Here is a 15,334-nt window from a genome sequence, read left to right as displayed (position 1 = left end):
GGGGCCGGGCGGCCGTCGTCGGGGCTCGTCGCCGGGGCCGGTGGCTTCGGGTTCATCCGGCCGGCGGAACAGCGGATGCCGTCCGCCCCCCGCCGGGGCAGGCTGTGCGCAAGGACCCCATCACCGCACAGACGAGGACCGCGCCATGTCCCACAGTCGGCGTATCGGCGTCATCACCGGGGCCGCAGCACTGTTGCTGACCGCCACCGCCTGCTCGGGCCTGGGCCGGAGCACCGTCGGCATGCTCACCTTCCGCGGCCACGAGTCGCCGGTCGAGTTGAGCTACTCGAACACCCCGGTCAGGGGCTGCCACAAGATCGCCATTCCCAGGGGCGCCACCCACGTCGAGAACAACACCCTCGTCGACATCGTCCTGTACCGGACGCCCAACTGCGAGAAGACCGATCGGGCCGACGGGATCTACGTCGCGACCACCCTGTCGAACGTGACGGCTCCCCGCACCCTCCCCTGGCGCAGTTTCAGCGTCATCCACTGATCCGAACGGCCGGACCGCCCCACCCGGCCTCGCGGGGCCGGGTCACGGGCATCCCGTCAGCTCGCGGGCGTCCATCGGCATCCGCCACCTGCGCCGCCGGCGTACGGACTCCAGGTCGGCGCGGAGCGGGCCGGGCGGCACCACCAGGACCGGGCAGGACGCGTGCGCCAGGCAGTACCGGGCCACCGACGGCCTCAGCGCGCGGAGCACGGGAGCACGGCTGCCGGTTCCGACGACGAGCAGGTCCCCCGGATCCGCCACCGCGTCCACCAATGCCGCGCCGGGCGTGCCGCGCACGGTCAGTCCGGCCAGGGTGACCCCCGGCGGGCGCGCCCCGAACGCGCGGTCGAGGATCTCCCGCAGCCGCTCGACCGCAGCGGACCGGCAGCCGTCGATCACCGACGGGCCCCCGGAGCAGCACCCGGCCGGCCCGCCGCCCGGCGGCTGCCAGGCCAGTACGACCCACAGCTCCGCATCCCGTTCCCGGGCCTCCGTCGCCGCCCGGTGCAGCGCGGTCATGCTCCCGAGGGATCCACTGGTCCCCACCACGACGCGTCCTCGCACAGTCCCGCCCGCCCTTTCACGTGGTCCGACGCGCTCCATGGAACGGCCGCGAGGGGGTGCCTGGCGGGCGCCCTGACGGTTTCCGAACGCAGGACCCGGACTTCTTGACGCGCCCCTCGCACCGCGCCCGCCGCCGATCACGCTCCGCGCCCCGCCCGATCGGTCACCCCACACGGCCGACGTGGGGCAACGACGGAGCCGACGCGGGGCCGGAGCGGGAGGAAGGCGGCCCGAAACGGAGCCGATGCCGGGCGGCCGGTGTGGTGCCGACGGGCACCGGGTGGCGGCCCGCTCGTCACGGCGCGCCACCGACGCGGCGGATCGGCCGCGCACCGCTCCCTGAGCACCGCGGGGCGGCAGGCGGCGGGCTGTGGCGGCTCGGGTGGCAGGCGGTCGCTCAGAGGCCGAACCGTGCCCGGCGCCCCTCGGGAACGAGGTCCGTGTACTCCGGGTGCTTTCCGATCCACCCCCGGATGAAGGGGCAGTACGGCAGGACGTCCAGCTCGCGGGCCCGGACGTCGTCGAGGGCCCCGCGGGCGAGCAGGCCGCCCAGACCCTGACCGGCGAAGCGGGGCTCCGTCTCGGTGTGGATGAAGGCGATCTCGCCCTCCGAGAGGAAGTACTCGGCGAAGCCGGCCGTCTCGGTCCCGTCCGCTCCGGCGAGGATCTCGTACCGGGACTTCTCGGGGCGGTCCACCACTCGTGGTTCCATGCTGCTTCCTCCTGCGCGGTGATCATCCGGTTGTCCCGTCAGATGATCCACTGTCCGCGCATCCGGCCGACGGGCGGGACACCCGCTCTGCCTCGTCCGCGACTGACGGGAGCCGCCGGGGGCTGCGGCGACGAGGGTGCCCCGGTCCGCCGCCCCGCACGGGTCGGGACGGCGGACGGGTTTACACCGGGGCCGGAAGGGTCAGTTCGAAGCGGCAGCCGCCGGGCACGTTGTGGACGTCGGCCCGTCCCGCGTGCGCCTCGACGATGCCCCGGACGATCGCGAGGCCCAGCCCCGCCCCCGACGGAGGGGTGCGGGCCGGGGCACCGCGCCACCCGGTGTCGAAGACGCGCGGGAGGTCCTCCTCCGGGATGCCGCCACAGGCGTCGGTGACCGACACCACCACCGCGCCGGCGCGGCGTTCGGCGGCAATCGCCACCGTGCCGTCGGCCGGGGTGTGCCGGATGGCGTTCACCAGCAGGTTGGACAGCACCCGGGTCATCTCCTTGCCGTCGACCTCCACCGGCAGCGGGGCCACGCCCTCGCCGGCCAGGTGAACCCCGTGCCGGCGGGCGAGGGCGTCGGCGCCCGCCAGCGCGTCGCCCACCAGGTCGTAGACGGAGAGTCGGGTGGGGCTGAGGCTGAGGGCACCCGCGTGGATGCGGGACAGCTCGAACAGGTCCGTGACCATCGAGTTGAGGCGTTCCACCTCGGCGCGCATCTGCCGGTGGTAGCGGGCCGGATCGGCCACGAGGCCGTCCTCCAGCGCCTCCGACATCGCGCGCAGGCCGGCGAGGGGGGTGCGCAGGTCGTGCGAGATCCAGGCGACGAGTTCGCGCCGTGAGGTCTCCAGGGCGCGTTCCCGTTCGCGGGAGGCGGCCAGGCGCGCGCCGGTCCGGTCCAGTTCCCGGCTCAGCGCGGTGAGTTCGGCGGGGGCGGGCACGGTGGGCGCCGTGAAGGTGCCCACCTCTCCGAACTCGCCGGCCGCGCGGACGAGTTCCCGGCAGCGCAGCACCACCTGACGGCCCAGCAGCAGGGCGGTGACGAGCGACACGGCGGCGGCCACCGCGACGACGGTGGTCACCACGGCCAGGTCGTGGGAGGACAGGAACATCGCCCATGCCACCGTGAGCGTGCCGGCGAGCATCGCCGAGACCGCGACGGCCGCCACGACCGCGAGGGAGACGGCGATGCTGCGCCGGCGCAGTATCCGCAGGGCCACCGCTCCGAGGAGTCCGGCGGCGCCCGCGCCGAGGAGCGCGTACAGGGCGATGAGCAGCAGGTCACGCATGGCCGTCCTCCGTCCGGACGCTCATGGCACCCGACCCACCCGGGGCACCCGCCGTGTCCCGGGCGGCGTCCGGGCCGGTTTCGAAGCGGTATCCGGCGCCCCACACGGTCCTGATCAGTGTCGGATTCGCCGGGTCGTCCTCGATCTTGCCGCGCAGTCGGCGGACGTGGACGGTGACCGTGGACAGGTCGCCGAAGTCCCATCCCCAGACCTCGCGCATCAGCCGCTCGCGGTCGCAGACCTGCCCCTGGTGCCCGAGGAAGTAGGCGAGCAGGTCGAACTCCCTGAGGGTGAGAGCCAGTTCCGCGCCGTTCTTGGTGACCCGGCGGGCGGCCGGGTCCATGGCGATGCCGGCCGCGGCGAGCACGGGGCCGGTGTTCGGGGTGGCGGTCGAGGCCGCCCGGCGCAGCACCGACCGTACGCGCAGGACGAGCTCGCGCGGGCTGAAGGGCTTCGTGACGTAGTCGTCGGCGCCGACCTCCAGGCCCAGGATCCGGTCGTCCTCGTCTCCGCGCGCGGTGAGCATGACCACCGGGACGGGAGGGGCCCCGTCCCGGTGGGCGCGCAGTCGACGGCAGACTTCGAGTCCGTCCATGCCGGGGAGCATCAGGTCGAGGACGACCAGGTCGGGTCGGTGCTCCTGCGCGGCGCGCAGCGCGGCCGGGCCGTCGGCCGCCCGCTCGACGCGGTATCCGGCCCGTTCCAGGTAGCCGGCCACCACCTCCGAGACGGTCGGGTCGTCGTCCACGACCAGGACGAGGCCGGGGGTCTCGGCGGGCACGGGTTCCCGCTCGGGGTGCGGGCCCGTGTCCGGATGCCGCTCGATGCTCGATGCCATGCCTCAAGGGTGACACCGCGCGCCGCGGCCGGGGCCCTCGGATGCCCGTACGCGGCACGGCGTCCGCGTTTCGTAAGGTCTTGAATCGCCTTTCCGGGCTGTCCGGTTCCTACGGTGTGGAGGGTGACTGAATCTGCCTGTGCACCGCCCCGCGCGGACCTCGTACTGCCGTGCCTCGACGAAGCGGAGGCACTGCCCTGGGTGCTGGCCCGCGTGCCCGCCGGCTGGCGGGCCATCGTCGTCGACAACGGTTCCACCGATGGCTCCCCCGACATCGCCCGCGCCCTCGGTGCCACGGTCGTCCACGAGCCCCGACGCGGGTTCGGGGCCGCCTGCCACGCCGGACTGATGGCCGCGAGCAGCGACCTGGTCTGCTTCTGTGACTGCGACGGCTCCCTCGATCCCGGGCTGCTCGCCCCCATGGCGGCCCGGATCGCCGCCGGCGAGACGGACCTGCTGCTCGGCCGACGCCGACCGCAGGGCCGCGGTGCGTGGCCGGTCCACGCCAGGGCCGGCAATCTCGCGCTCGCCCGGATGGTGCGCCGCCGCACCGGCCTGCGGCTGCACGACCTCGGTCCGATGCGGGTCGCGCGCCGCGAGGCCCTGCTCGACCTGGCCCTGACCGACCGCCGCAGCGGTTATCCGCTCCAGATGGTCGTACGGGCCGCCGATGCAGGGTGGCGGGTGGGCGAGACGGACGTGCCCTACCTGCCCCGCTCGGGGAAGTCCAAGGTCACCGGGACCTGGCGGGGCACCTGGCAGGCCGTGCGCGACATGCGCCGGGTCCTGGGCGAAGCCCCCGGCACCCACCGCGCACCGGGTGAGGGGGTCGCCGCGTGAGCACGCTCCTCGTCATCGCGAAAGCGCCCGTCGCCGGGCGGGTGAAGACCCGACTGACCTCGTACTTCACCCCTGCTCAGGCCGCCGAGCTGGCGTGCGCCGCGCTCCGTGACACTCTCGCCGCCGTCCTCGCCACCCCGGCCCGACGGCGGATCCTGGTCCTGGACGGGGAAGCCGGCCCCTGGCTGCCGGAGGGCATCGAGGTACGGCCGCAGTGCGCGGGGACCCTGGACGCCCGCCTCGCCGCGGCTTTCGCCCTGGCGGGCGGACCGGCCCTGCTCATCGGGATGGACACCCCCCAGGTCACTCCGGAGCTGCTCGGGCAGGGGCTCGACTTCGCGGACACGGACGCCTGGTTCGGGCCGGCGGACGACGGTGGTTTCTGGGCCCTGGGGCTCGCCGACCCGGACCCGGACCTGTTGCGCGGCGTCCCGATGTCCGTACCGGACACCGGCGCGGTGCAACGGCGGCGGTTGATCGCCGCGGGACTGGCCGTGCGGGACCTGCCCGAGCTGTGTGACGTGGACACCCCGAACGACGCGGCGCGTGTCGCGGCCGCCGCGCCGGGCACCCGGTTCGCGGCCCTGCACGCCGACCTGTGCGCGGTGACCCGATGACCGTTCACCTCCTGGAACCCGCCCGCACCTGGCAGGCCGACCCGTACGCCGACGCGCTGCGCTCCGGTCAGGGGCCCCTGTTCCTGCGGCGCGGCGACGGTTGGCTGCTGCCCCTGGACGTCGAACGCTGGTGCGCGGAACCGGACATCGCCGACGACACCGTGCTGGACCGCTGCCGGGGCCCCGTCCTCGACGTGGGCTGCGGGCCGGGCCGGCTGGTCGCCGCGCTGGCCCGCAGGGGTCACACGGCGCTCGGCGTGGACGTGACGCCGGCCGCCGTGGAGCGCACCGTGCGGGCGGGCGGCAGCGCCCTGTGCCGGTCGGTGTTCGATCCGCTGCCCCGCGAGGGGCGCTGGGGCGCGGTCCTGCTCATCGACGGCAACATCGGGATCGGCGGCGACCCCTCGGCCCTGTTGCGCCGCGCGGCCGAACTCACGGCTCCCGACGGGGCCCTGTTCGTCGAGGTGGTCGGCGCCGACGTGGACGAACGCGTCGAGGTCCACGTCGACGACGGACACGGCGGGCGGGGGGCGCCCTTCCGGTGGGCCAGGCTCGGTACCCGCGCCCTGTGCGCGGCGGCGGAGGGCGCGGGCTGGAGCCCGGCGGGCACCTGGCAGGCGGCGGGCCGGCACTTCGTGCACCTGGGCCGCTGACCGCACCCACCGGACAGCCGCCCTCCGGCCGGAACGTTCTTCCGGCCGGAGGGCGGCTTCCGTGCGTTCAGTGCCGGCGGGCCGCCCGGCGCAGGGCGGCGCGCGTGCCCGTGTAGAGGAGGGTGAGCACGGTGATCGCCGCGATGGTCAGCAGCCAGTTGCGCAGGTAGTCCAGTGGCAGGACGGTCGCGTTGGCGACGGCGCCGGGGCGCAGCAGCGGGGGCAGGGCGATGGCGGTGAGGGAGCCCGCGACGATCAGGGCGGCGCGCGGGACGCCCCGCAGACGGAGTCCGGCCGCCGCGGTCAGGGCGGCGACCGCCGCCACGAGCGGGGCGACGAACCCGTCGTGCACCACGACCGCCCCGGCGAGCCACAGTGCGATGCGCCAGGGTTCGGGTTGCCGGACCAGGAGCAGCCCGCCCCAGGCCATCAGCGCGAGTCCGAGGGTGCCCAGGACGTATCGGGACCTCATCACACGACCTCCAGTCGGCCGACCCACTTGGTCTGCAGGACGCCCGGCCGGTTGGGGGCGATGATCCGGGCGGGGTAGCCGTGGTCCAGGGACAGCACCTCACCTCCCAGCCGCAGGGCGAGCAGGGTGAGGGGGTCCTGCGCGTACAGGCGTCCCATGTCCATGACCCGGTAGGCGCCGGCCGCCTCCAGCGACACCACCCGGGCCCGCGAGCCGGGGCCGCCTCCCGCCCGCTCCAGCAGGTCGCGGACCCGTACCCCGGTCCAGCGGGCCGACTTGCTCCAGCCCTCGACGCACGCGATGGGCAGTGTCACCTCGTGCTGGGGCAGGGCGTTGAGTTCCTCCAGGGTCAGGGTGAACGGGCGGGGTCCGTGGACGGTCAGGCGCCAGTCGACGAGCGAGGCCTCGGTGACGCGCGCGGCGGCGGCCGTACGGTTCACCGGCAGTCCCTGGACTCCGTGCGCCGGGCTGCGCGGGGCGAACAGCACCAGGCGGCCGAGCGCGGTGACCGACTGCCCGGCGGTGGTCACCGTGACCGCTCCCACCGCGGCTGCCACCCCGACCAGCAGTTGCCGCCGGTTCGGTCCGTCGGCCTCGGGCAGGGACAGGGTGCCGGGGGAATCGAGGGTGAAGTGGTCCCGGATCCGCGGCCATTGCACCGCGATGTGCAGCAGCAGGGCGCCCATGACGACCCAGGCGACGGCGTAGTGGACGGGCACGAAGTTGAACGGCCACGGGTACCACTGGAACGTGTTCAGCAGTCCGGTGAAGAGCTGGAACAGGGCGGCCGCGACCAGTACCGCCACCGACAGGCGCTCCAGCGCGTGCAGGACGGACCGCACCGGCGGCCACGCGAACAGGCGCGGGTAGACCGTCCACAGTTTCGCGAGCAGCAGCGGGATCGCGGCGATGCCCGAGACCACGTGCAGGCCCTGGGTGAGTCGGTAGCCCCAGTACGGGCGGCTCGGCAGATGGTCCGCGAGCCATCCCGGCGGGTGTTGGAGGAAGTGGCTCAGCACACCGGTCGCGAAGCAGACGACGAAGGCCAGGGCCAGCCAACGGCCGATCGCGGTCGCGGTGCGGGCGTCGTGGAGCCGTGCCTTGAAGGTGATCGGCGGGCCCGGGGGCAGAGTGAAACGCATGTCTCCATCACACCCCCGCGTTGATGCGCGCGAGGGGCTTCGACACCTTACGAAACGCGGACGTCGGGGGCGTCGGGCCCCGCTTGAGGGGTGCTTCCTGGAACGCTTGCGCCTTGTGAACCCGCGTACCGCCCTCGCCTCCGCCGTCCTCGCCGCCCTCGTGGCGGCGCTCGTCCTCGCCGTGCGGTACGACGGTGTCTTCACCGACCCGGTCGGCCTGTTCGCCCGGTACGCCGTCTGCTGGCTGCTGTTCGGCCTCGCCCTGGCGGCGCTGCGCCGCGTCCCGGCCGAGCGCGTGGTGCCGCTGGTCCTCGCCGGGGCGGTCGCCGTCACCGTGGCCGGGCTGGTCGCGCCGCCCCGGACGAGCACCGACTCGTACCGGTACGCGTGGGACGGCCGGGTCCAGTCCGCCGGGATCTCGCCGTACGACCACGCGCCGCGCGATGCGGCGCTCGCGCGGCTGCGCGATCCGTGGCTCTTCCCCACGGGGGCCGCCTGCACCGGCCCGGACCTCGTCTCCCTTCCCCACGCGGGCGCCGTGCCCCACTGCACGCGCATCAACCGGCCCGGCGTCCACACCATCTACCCGCCCGTCGCCGAGGCGTACTTCCTGGCCGTCGACCGGTTGTCGCCGCAGGGGGCCCGACACAAGGCCTTCCAGGTCGGCGGCGCCCTGATCTCCCTGGGCGTGACCGGCGCGCTGCTCGCGCTCCTGCGGCGCCGGGGCCGTGACCTCCGTCGGGTCGCGTACTGGGCCTGGTGTCCGGCCGTGGCCATCGAGGCCGTGAACAACGCGCACGTCGACGTGCTGGGCGCGCTCCTCGCGGTCGTCGGCCTCGGCCTCGTCGCCTCCCGGGCCACGGGGCGGCGGGCCGGCGGCGGGCTGTTGCTGGGCGCGGCCGTCGCCACCAAGTTGCTGCCCGCGATCGTTCTGCCCGGCGCGCTGTCGGGCGTCCGCCGGGTCCGGGACGCGGCCGTGGTGCTCCTGCCCGCGGCGGCCTTCACCGCCCTCTCCTACCTGCCGTACGTCCTCCTCTCGCAGGGCTCCGTCCTCGGCTACCTGGGCGGCTACGTGCAGGAGGAGGGGTACGAGGACCCGGCGTCCGGGTCCCGCTACTCGCTGCTGCGTCTGGTGCTGCCCGACGACTGGGCGTTGCCCGTGCTGCTCGTCGTCGTGGCGGGTGTGTGCGTCCACGTGATGTGGCGCGGGGACCCTCGGCGGCCGTGGAGCGGGGCACTGACGGTCGTCGGCTGGTCCTTCGCGCTCCTCACTCCCGGGTACTCCTGGTACGCCCTGCTGCTGATCGCCCTCGTGGCCCTGGACGGTCGCTGGGAATGGCTCGGTGTGGCGCTCGCGGGCGCCGCCGTCTACGTACTGGCCCCGGCCTTCGACCACGCGGCGGCGCTGAGCAACATCGCCTACGGTGCGGCGGTCGCCCTGGTCCTCGTCGTCACCCTGCTGCGGCGCCGTGCTTCTGCCGCGACGGGACAGGGTCTACCGTCACCTGTACGAGGAGGAGACGGTCGGCGCCGACCGTGACGGAACCCCTGGCCTCCATCGGCGCGTCCGGCCCCCGGCCGGCCGGCGGGGCGGAACCGACTTCGGGAGCCTGAGTGGAGACAACCCTCGTGGTGGCCGCGATCGTGGTGGCCGCACTCGTCGTCAAGACCGCCGTCGCCGAGCTGAGGGAGCCGGGGGCCGGACGCGTCCAGTGGGCCTTCCTCCGTGATGCCCGGGCCCTCGCGGCGGGGGTGTGCACCGCGGTCCTCCTCGGCCTCGTCGGCTGGATCCAGGCGGGCGGTGAGGGCGTCGTGTGGGCCGCCCTGGCCGGGGTGCTCGTCGCCTTCGCCGTCGGCCGGGGCCGCCGAACCTGAGTCCCGGGGCGCTGTCGCGGTCGAGGGGCGATCCGGTGGCGAGGACCGCCCGCGCGGGAGCCCCCGGTCGGCTCGGAATTCCCGTTCTCCGAAGATCCTCGGCGCCGTGGAGAACGCGACACCGATGCCGCGACCGGAAAAGCCGCCACATCGTGAGCGGAAGAATCCGGAATAGTTGATTCCGGCCCGAACTCACGCCCGTCGGTCCGTGCGCTCGCCACCCTTCACCAAGGTGCGACGAGACCGACCGAATCGAGCCAATGGGCATCAAGAAGGCGCTTGTTGACGGTCGATCACCTGTTCACGCCCAGTGATACGATCATCGCACTTGCGGGCGGTAGATGGCCATAAAGCGACATCTCCGAGCACGGCGACCATCCGGGCAGAACCCCCGGCACGGGCGGTCCGCCGGTCCACCCGCATTTGACGGAATTCAGCAACTGGCCGTCAGTCGCCTGAAGAGAGTCTTATGACGTATTACATACAGACCCCAGTGCTCTGGGCCCTTTTCGTCGTCATCGTCGGCGGCGCCGCCGGCGCCGCCGCCGTCATCGTTCGCCAACGCAGAACGACCCGGGCCCTGAGGCACGAGTTCGAGGAACTCACACACCATTACGCCGCACTGGAGAACAGTTTCTCCACATCCGTCGAGGCCGAGAAAGAACAGGCCCAGGACGCGACGAAATCCGTTCTCAAGTCCGCCATGCGGACACTTCAGGGTCTTGCCGCCGAGCAGCAATCGGTCCTCTCCGGACTCCAGAGCAAGTACGGCGAGTCCGTCATTCTCCAGGACCTCCTGGAGATCGACCACACGAACTCGCAGTTCGGACGGCGTGCGCAATCCATCGCCGTGCTGTGCGACGGCTGGCTGGGACGCCGGCGCGACGTCGCCTCGGTCTACGACGTGGTCCGCAGCGCACAGGGTCGCATCCGCCATTTCCGGCGGGTGGAGATCCTTTCGCAGGTCGACTTCGGCATCACCCACCGGGCCGTCGAACCCGTGGCACTGGCCCTCGCCGAGATGCTCGACAACGCCACCAGCTATTCCAGCCCGGACACCGTCGTCGAAATCAACATCCGTACCGTGCCCAAGGGCATTTGCATCGTCGTCGACGATGCCGGCGTCGGCATGAACGAGGAGGAGCGCGCCAGGGCCGTGAGACTCCTGACGACCGAACGGGTCTCCGGCGTCTCGGGACTCGGCAGCCCCCCACAGTTCGGCTTCGCCGTGATCGGCGTGCTCTGCGAGCGATTCGGCTTCGAGGTGTCCGTGGACTCCAGCTCACCGTACGGCGGCGTCCGCGCCGTTCTCCTGCTGCCGCACGAACTGCTCACCGGCATGCCGGAGCGCAAGGCCCCGGCTCCGACAGGCGCCGCGTCCGCCGCCCACCCGAGCGGCCCCGAGTACGCGGTGGCCACGTCCTCGACCGTCGACGGCCTGCCCAAGCGCAGCCGCAAGCGGCCGATGGCGATCGTTCCCGGCAACACCCAGGGGGCACCGTCGGCGAGCCGCTCCGACGCGGAAGCCGCAGCGATCATGGGCGCGTTCCAGCGGGGCACGCTCCACGGACGAGCCACCCCCTCGGGCTCGTCGGCGGGCCAGACGAGCAGCACACGTGATGCGAGCAGCGAAGGACATGAGGTCCCGTGAACAACGATCTGTCATGGATGCTGGACAGCGCCCTGGAGATACCCGGGGCGCTGCATGCGGTCCTGGTCTCCGCCGACGGCCTGCTGATGGCCCGGACGAAGGACTTCCACAAGGACAACGCGGACACGGTCGCCGCCGCGATGAGCGGTGTGCAGTCCCTCAGCCGCTCGCTCGGGTTCTTCGTCGACGGCGGCCACCTCCAGTGGCGCCAGACCCTGGTCGAGTTCGACGGCGGCTGGGTCTTCCTGATCTCCGCCGGGGAGGGCGCCTACCTCGGCGTCTCGGCCTCGCCGGACGTCGACATGCAGGACATCACCTTCCGGATGCAGCAGCTCGTCGGCCAGTTGGGCAAGGCCTTGACGACACCGCCGCGCGAGAACCTCGGCGTCCACTCGTGAACGGCTTCGACGAGCTGGAGCCGGAGGCCGCGGCATTAGTGCGTCCGTACGTCATCACCAAGGGGCGCGGCCTGCCCGACGAGGAGCACCTGTCCCTCATCACCCTGGTCACCGCCGCGGGTGACCGGCAGCAGCGTCCGACCCAGCTGTCTCCCGAGGAGCAGGGCCTGTTGGACCTGTGCACGGCGGGCTACCTCTCGGTCGCCGAGATCGCGGGGCACACACGGCTGCCCATGGGTGTGGTGAAGATCGTCCTCGCCGCGCTCGCCGAGGGCGGCTACCTGATCACCCGTCCTCCCGTGCAGCGGGCCACGCTCACGGACCGCCACATCCTCGAGGAGGTGCTGAATGGTCTCCGCACCAAGTTTGGCTGAGCAGGCGTACGTCCGCGACGGAGCGACGCAGACGGCCGTGAAGATCCTCGTCGTCGGTCACTTCGCCGTGGGCAAGACCACCTTCATCGGCGCGATATCGGAGATCCCTCCGCTGACGACCGAGGAGACGATGACCCGCGCCGGCGAGTCGTTCGACGACCTCAAGGGAGTGCGAACCAAGACCACCACCACGGTGGCCATGGACTTCGGCCGGCTGACGATCAGCGAACGCGTGGTGCTGTACCTGTTCGGGACCCCCGGCCAGCTGCGGTTCGTACAGATGTGGGAGGACATGGCACGTGGCGCGCTCGGCGCGCTGGTGCTGGTGGACCCCGAGAGACTGGCGGACTCCTTCGCCGTGATCGACCTGATCGAGCAGTACGGCCTCGACTACGCGATCGCCGTCAACCGCTTCGACGGAACGCCCGATCGCGCGGAACGGGCCCTGCGCGAGGCGCTGGACCTGCTCGACGACACCCCGGTCGTCACGTGCGACGCGCGCGACCCCAAGTCGTCGGCCGACGCATTGATCACACTCGTCCGCTATTTGCTGGACCGCGCTCGCTAGGAGCAGACATGGACGCTCAACACACCGCACCCGTTCCCCCGCCCGGGTGCCCCGCTCACCAGGTCGGCGGCCGAGTGCCGCTGCACGGTCCGGGGTTCGCGGCAGATCCCCAGGCGTACTACACCTATCTGCGCCACTACGGGCCCACCGCTCCCGTGGAGCTCGCTCCCGGGGTGGAGGCCACCCTCGTCACCGACTACTCGACGGCCCTGCAACTGCTCCAGGACTCCGGTTCCTTCCGCAAGGACGCCCGCCGCTGGCGGGAGCTGAACGAGGGCCGGATCAGCCCGGACAACCCGGTCGCGGCCGTGCTCTCGTACCGCCCCAACTGCATGTTCAGCGACGGCGTCGAGCACCTGCGGCTGCGTCAGGCCATCACGGACAGCATGGGGCGCGTCGACTCGCGCAGACTGGCGCGCAGCACGGAACAGGTGTCCAACTACCTGGTCTCGCAGTTCGGTTCGCGTGGCTCGGCCGACCTGCTCGGCGACTACGCCAAGCAGCTTCCGCTGTTCGTGTTCAACGAACTCTTCGGCTGCCCGGCCGACATCGGCGACCGCGTGCTGTTCGGAATCACCGGCATGTTCGACGGCGTCAACGCCGAGCGGGCCGCGGAGGTGCTGTACGGGGCCGTCGGTGAACTGGTGGCGCTCAAGCGTGCCAAGCCGGGCGAGGACGTCACCTCGTGGCTGATGCAGCACGAGGCCAAGCTGACGGACGAGGAGATGGTCCATCAGCTCGCCCTGCTGTTGGTGGCGGGCAACGAACCGCTGCGGAACCTGATCGGCAACACCCTGCACCGGCTGCTCACCCACGACGCGTACGCCCACAAGGGCGGCCTGATCGACGAGGCCATCGACGACACGTTGTGGGAGAACCCTCCCATGCAGAACCTCGCGCCCCACTACCCCGCCTCCGACATGGAGTTCGCCGGGCAGAAGGTGCAGGCGGGCGATCTGATGCTGGTCAGTTTCGCGGCAGCCAACACCGGGCCGGCGCTGACGTCCGCACGTCAGGCCGGCAGCAACCGGGCCCACCTGGCCTGGAGCGCGGGCCCGCACGCCTGCCCGTCGAAGGAGCCCGCCCGGCAGATCACCGTCACCGCCATCGAGAACCTCCTCAACCGGCTCCCGGACGTCGAACTCTCCGTGCCGGAGGACAGCCTGGTGTGGCGCCCGGGTCCGTTCAACCGCGGCCTCGCCACGCTGCCCACCAGGTTCACGCCGTTCGAGACGGTCCGCGAGAGCGCGCCGCAGGCGCGCGCCGGGGCGTCGACGAGCCACGACCCGGGCGTGACGAGCCACCGGCGTGAACACAGCGGCAAGTGGAGCCAGTTCCTCAACTGGCTTACCAGGTGATCAAGTCCACTCCTGCCGGTCCTCCCGCCGCCGCATGAGCGTTCCTCCTCAAGGGTAGTGAGCATCGCGTTACTCGATGTCACTTACGAGGCAAGGGAGGTGTCGTGGACCAGATATCCGACGACGCCGCGGTGCTGCAACACCTCACCGGACAGGGAACCCTCGATACCCGCCCCTCAAGGCGGGTATCTTCTTGGGCGCTCCCGTCGGTGGGGGGCGGGTCGGTGACCGCCCCAGGGCCTGTTCCCCCGAGGGCCCCCCTCGGGGGAACGCTCGGCACCCATGCGACGAGACAGGCCCTGCGGCTCTGCGAGGCCGCGGGGTTGAACGGCGCCGACTCCGCGTCCTACGCGCGGACGCTGCTCGCGGCGCTCGGCCCCGTCGCGGAGCGGTCACTCGACCTGCCGCCTCCCGAGCGCTCGTTCCTCTCCGACGACCACTCGCCGGTGGAGTTCTCGCTGTCCTTCGTGGCGCACGGCGAACCGACCCTGCGCGTGCTGCTGGAGCCCGGTTACGGCGCCGGCAGTCTGGCGGAGAACGGGCGGACCGGGTTGCGGGTGGTCCGCGAGATGGCGCAGCGGTGGGGATTCGACACGAAGCGGCTGGACGAACTGGAGGACCTGTTCTTCCCGCCGAACCCGCAGGGTCCTCTGGCGCTCTGGTGCGCGCTGGAACTCCTCCCCGGTGGAATCCCCAGGATCAAGGTGTATCTGAACCCGGCGGCCTCCGGGCAGGAACGTTCCGCCGAGACGGTGCGCGAGGCCCTGCGCCGCCTCGGCCACCGGAAGGCGTTCACGGCGTTGCCGGAGGGCGACCGTCACCTCTTCTTCGCCTTGGACCTGGGCTCCTGGGAGGAACCCCGGGTCAAGGTCTACCTCGCGCACCACGACCTGACGGCCGCGGAGGCGGCCGGGCTGTCGCGCGTGGCCGGCGGACCCGACGAGACCGAGGTCACGACCTTCTTCCGGACGGCGGCCGGTCACGTCCCCGACCTCGACGACCTCGATGACCTCGACGTCGAGGACGGGCGGATCGGACGCCCGCGGCGGCGGCCCGTCCAGTCCTGCCACGCCTTCACCGAGACGGCGACCGGACGACCGAGCGGCTTCACGCTCTACGTCCCGATCCGCGACTACGCCCGACACGACGGCGAGGCCCTCGATCGGGCGCTGGCCGTGCTCGGCCGCCACGACATGGACACCGCCCCGCTCGTCCGGTCGCTGTCCGCCGCCACCTCCCGGGATCTGCGCGACGGGGTGGGGCTCATCGCCTACGTCGGGCTCGTCCACCAGCTCGGTCGTCCGCCGCGCGTGACCGTCTACGTCTCCTCGGAGGCGTACGAGGTCAGGCCGCCGGTCGTCACGCCGCCCGTGTGGGCCGCGGTCGCCGGCTGAGCCCGCTCGCCGGCGGCGCTCCCCCTGGGTCACCGACCGGATCCCGCGGATCGGCGTCGTGGGACGCCGTGCGGGGAGCCGTGCGGGGAGG

Annotated in this window: 18 protein-coding genes; 12 read left to right on the top strand and 6 right to left on the bottom strand. The window is 72.6% G+C overall.

Going from position 1 to position 15,334, the window contains the following annotated elements:
* Positions 1-145 precede the first annotated feature (145 nt).
* Complete coding sequence (locus tag ACQEVM_RS12830) at positions 146-496, top strand: hypothetical protein (protein ID WP_433078041.1); 351 nt, start codon at positions 146-148, stop codon at positions 494-496.
* Between the two features lie 42 nt (positions 497-538).
* On the opposite strand, the gene ACQEVM_RS12825 is transcribed toward ACQEVM_RS12830, so the two are convergent.
* The 4 genes from ACQEVM_RS12825 to ACQEVM_RS12810 all read right to left on the bottom strand — a co-directional run bounded on the left by ACQEVM_RS12825 (position 539) and on the right by ACQEVM_RS12810 (position 3,901).
* On the bottom strand, positions 539-1,099 hold the full coding sequence (locus ACQEVM_RS12825) for a universal stress protein (RefSeq protein WP_433078039.1): 561 nt from the start codon (positions 1,097-1,099) through the stop codon (positions 539-541).
* Between the two features lie 358 nt (positions 1,100-1,457).
* Positions 1,458-1,772, bottom strand: a complete 315-nt coding sequence (locus tag ACQEVM_RS12820; RefSeq protein ID WP_433078037.1) for a GNAT family N-acetyltransferase — start codon at positions 1,770-1,772, stop codon at positions 1,458-1,460.
* Positions 1,773-1,953: 181 nt separating this feature from the next.
* Positions 1,954-3,063: a sensor histidine kinase gene (locus ACQEVM_RS12815; RefSeq protein WP_433078035.1), complete on the bottom strand. Its 1,110-nt coding sequence runs from the start codon at positions 3,061-3,063 to the stop codon at positions 1,954-1,956.
* The gene (locus ACQEVM_RS12810) at positions 3,056-3,901 is read right to left on the bottom strand and encodes a response regulator transcription factor (protein ID WP_433078033.1); all 846 of its coding nucleotides are present in this window, start codon (positions 3,899-3,901) and stop codon (positions 3,056-3,058) included. Before ACQEVM_RS12810 ends, ACQEVM_RS12815 begins: the two co-directional genes overlap by 8 nt.
* A 123-nt stretch (positions 3,902-4,024) precedes the next feature.
* Between ACQEVM_RS12810 and ACQEVM_RS12805 the strand changes: the two genes are divergently transcribed.
* From ACQEVM_RS12805 to ACQEVM_RS12795, 3 genes are read left to right on the top strand one after another with little or no spacing between them, the layout of a single operon-like run.
* On the top strand, positions 4,025-4,741 hold the full coding sequence (locus ACQEVM_RS12805; RefSeq protein ID WP_433078031.1) for a glycosyltransferase family 2 protein: 717 nt from the start codon (positions 4,025-4,027) through the stop codon (positions 4,739-4,741).
* Positions 4,738-5,358 (top strand): TIGR04282 family arsenosugar biosynthesis glycosyltransferase, encoded by a 621-nt coding sequence (locus tag ACQEVM_RS12800; RefSeq protein WP_433078029.1) that lies wholly within the window; start codon positions 4,738-4,740, stop codon positions 5,356-5,358. The genes ACQEVM_RS12805 and ACQEVM_RS12800 overlap by 4 nt, the downstream gene beginning before the upstream one ends.
* On the top strand, positions 5,355-6,011 hold the full coding sequence (locus ACQEVM_RS12795; RefSeq protein ID WP_433078027.1) for a class I SAM-dependent methyltransferase: 657 nt from the start codon (positions 5,355-5,357) through the stop codon (positions 6,009-6,011). Before ACQEVM_RS12800 ends, ACQEVM_RS12795 begins: the two co-directional genes overlap by 4 nt.
* 67 nt (positions 6,012-6,078) lie before the next feature.
* Here the strand turns inward: ACQEVM_RS12795 and ACQEVM_RS12790 are convergent, their stop codons facing one another.
* Together ACQEVM_RS12790 and ACQEVM_RS12785 are read right to left on the bottom strand one after the other, a co-directional pair.
* Positions 6,079-6,483 (bottom strand): hypothetical protein, encoded by a 405-nt coding sequence (locus ACQEVM_RS12790; protein WP_433078025.1) that lies wholly within the window; start codon positions 6,481-6,483, stop codon positions 6,079-6,081.
* Positions 6,483-7,625: a molybdopterin-dependent oxidoreductase gene (locus ACQEVM_RS12785; protein ID WP_433078023.1), complete on the bottom strand. Its 1,143-nt coding sequence runs from the start codon at positions 7,623-7,625 to the stop codon at positions 6,483-6,485. The genes ACQEVM_RS12790 and ACQEVM_RS12785 overlap by 1 nt, the downstream gene beginning before the upstream one ends.
* A gap of 115 nt (positions 7,626-7,740) precedes the next feature.
* Here ACQEVM_RS12785 and ACQEVM_RS12780 point away from each other — a divergent pair, with 115 nt between their 5' ends.
* From ACQEVM_RS12780 to ACQEVM_RS12745, 8 genes are all read left to right on the top strand, one after another.
* A complete protein-coding gene (locus ACQEVM_RS12780; protein WP_433078021.1) occupies positions 7,741-9,165 on the top strand; it encodes a glycosyltransferase 87 family protein in 1,425 nt (474 codons plus the stop codon).
* Positions 9,166-9,239: 74 nt separating this feature from the next.
* Positions 9,240-9,500: a hypothetical protein gene (locus ACQEVM_RS12775; protein WP_433078019.1), complete on the top strand. Its 261-nt coding sequence runs from the start codon at positions 9,240-9,242 to the stop codon at positions 9,498-9,500.
* A gap of 469 nt (positions 9,501-9,969) precedes the next feature.
* On the top strand, positions 9,970-11,151 hold the full coding sequence (locus ACQEVM_RS12770; RefSeq protein WP_433078017.1) for an ATP-binding protein: 1,182 nt from the start codon (positions 9,970-9,972) through the stop codon (positions 11,149-11,151).
* Positions 11,148-11,549 (top strand): roadblock/LC7 domain-containing protein, encoded by a 402-nt coding sequence (locus ACQEVM_RS12765; RefSeq protein ID WP_433078015.1) that lies wholly within the window; start codon positions 11,148-11,150, stop codon positions 11,547-11,549. The genes ACQEVM_RS12770 and ACQEVM_RS12765 overlap by 4 nt, the downstream gene beginning before the upstream one ends.
* Positions 11,546-11,923, top strand: a complete 378-nt coding sequence (locus tag ACQEVM_RS12760) for a DUF742 domain-containing protein (protein ID WP_433078013.1) — start codon at positions 11,546-11,548, stop codon at positions 11,921-11,923. The genes ACQEVM_RS12765 and ACQEVM_RS12760 overlap by 4 nt, the downstream gene beginning before the upstream one ends.
* Positions 11,898-12,491 (top strand): GTP-binding protein, encoded by a 594-nt coding sequence (locus ACQEVM_RS12755; RefSeq protein WP_433078011.1) that lies wholly within the window; start codon positions 11,898-11,900, stop codon positions 12,489-12,491. Before ACQEVM_RS12760 ends, ACQEVM_RS12755 begins: the two co-directional genes overlap by 26 nt.
* An 8-nt stretch (positions 12,492-12,499) precedes the next feature.
* Positions 12,500-13,849: a cytochrome P450 gene (locus tag ACQEVM_RS12750; protein WP_433078009.1), complete on the top strand. Its 1,350-nt coding sequence runs from the start codon at positions 12,500-12,502 to the stop codon at positions 13,847-13,849.
* A 323-nt stretch (positions 13,850-14,172) separates the two neighbouring features.
* Entirely contained in the window at positions 14,173-15,243 is a 1,071-nt protein-coding gene (locus ACQEVM_RS12745) for a tryptophan dimethylallyltransferase family protein (protein ID WP_433078007.1), read from the top strand.
* The last annotated feature ends 91 nt before the right edge of the window (positions 15,244-15,334 follow it).

This window comes from Streptomyces sp. CA-243310 (assembly GCF_050936775.1).
GTDB lineage: Bacteria > Actinomycetota > Actinomycetes > Streptomycetales > Streptomycetaceae > Streptomyces.
This window is presented reverse-complemented; position numbering and strand designations above follow the sequence as displayed.

Excerpts from the sequence above, each read along its gene's own strand:
- ACQEVM_RS12830 (WP_433078041.1), top strand. The coding sequence starts at position 146 with ATGTCCCACAGTCGGCGTATCGGCGTCATCACCGGGGCCGCAGCACTG.
- ACQEVM_RS12825 (WP_433078039.1), bottom strand. The coding sequence starts at position 1,099 with ATGGAGCGCGTCGGACCACGTGAAAGGGCGGGCGGGACTGTGCGAGGA.
- ACQEVM_RS12820 (WP_433078037.1), bottom strand. The coding sequence starts at position 1,772 with ATGGAACCACGAGTGGTGGACCGCCCCGAGAAGTCCCGGTACGAGATC.
- ACQEVM_RS12815 (WP_433078035.1), bottom strand. The coding sequence starts at position 3,063 with ATGCGTGACCTGCTGCTCATCGCCCTGTACGCGCTCCTCGGCGCGGGC.
- ACQEVM_RS12810 (WP_433078033.1), bottom strand. The coding sequence starts at position 3,901 with ATGGCATCGAGCATCGAGCGGCATCCGGACACGGGCCCGCACCCCGAG.
- ACQEVM_RS12795 (WP_433078027.1), top strand. The coding sequence starts at position 5,355 with ATGACCGTTCACCTCCTGGAACCCGCCCGCACCTGGCAGGCCGACCCG.
- ACQEVM_RS12790 (WP_433078025.1), bottom strand. The coding sequence starts at position 6,483 with ATGAGGTCCCGATACGTCCTGGGCACCCTCGGACTCGCGCTGATGGCC.
- ACQEVM_RS12785 (WP_433078023.1), bottom strand. The coding sequence starts at position 7,625 with ATGCGTTTCACTCTGCCCCCGGGCCCGCCGATCACCTTCAAGGCACGG.
- ACQEVM_RS12770 (WP_433078017.1), top strand. The coding sequence starts at position 9,970 with ATGACGTATTACATACAGACCCCAGTGCTCTGGGCCCTTTTCGTCGTC.
- ACQEVM_RS12755 (WP_433078011.1), top strand. The coding sequence starts at position 11,898 with ATGGTCTCCGCACCAAGTTTGGCTGAGCAGGCGTACGTCCGCGACGGA.
- ACQEVM_RS12750 (WP_433078009.1), top strand. The coding sequence starts at position 12,500 with ATGGACGCTCAACACACCGCACCCGTTCCCCCGCCCGGGTGCCCCGCT.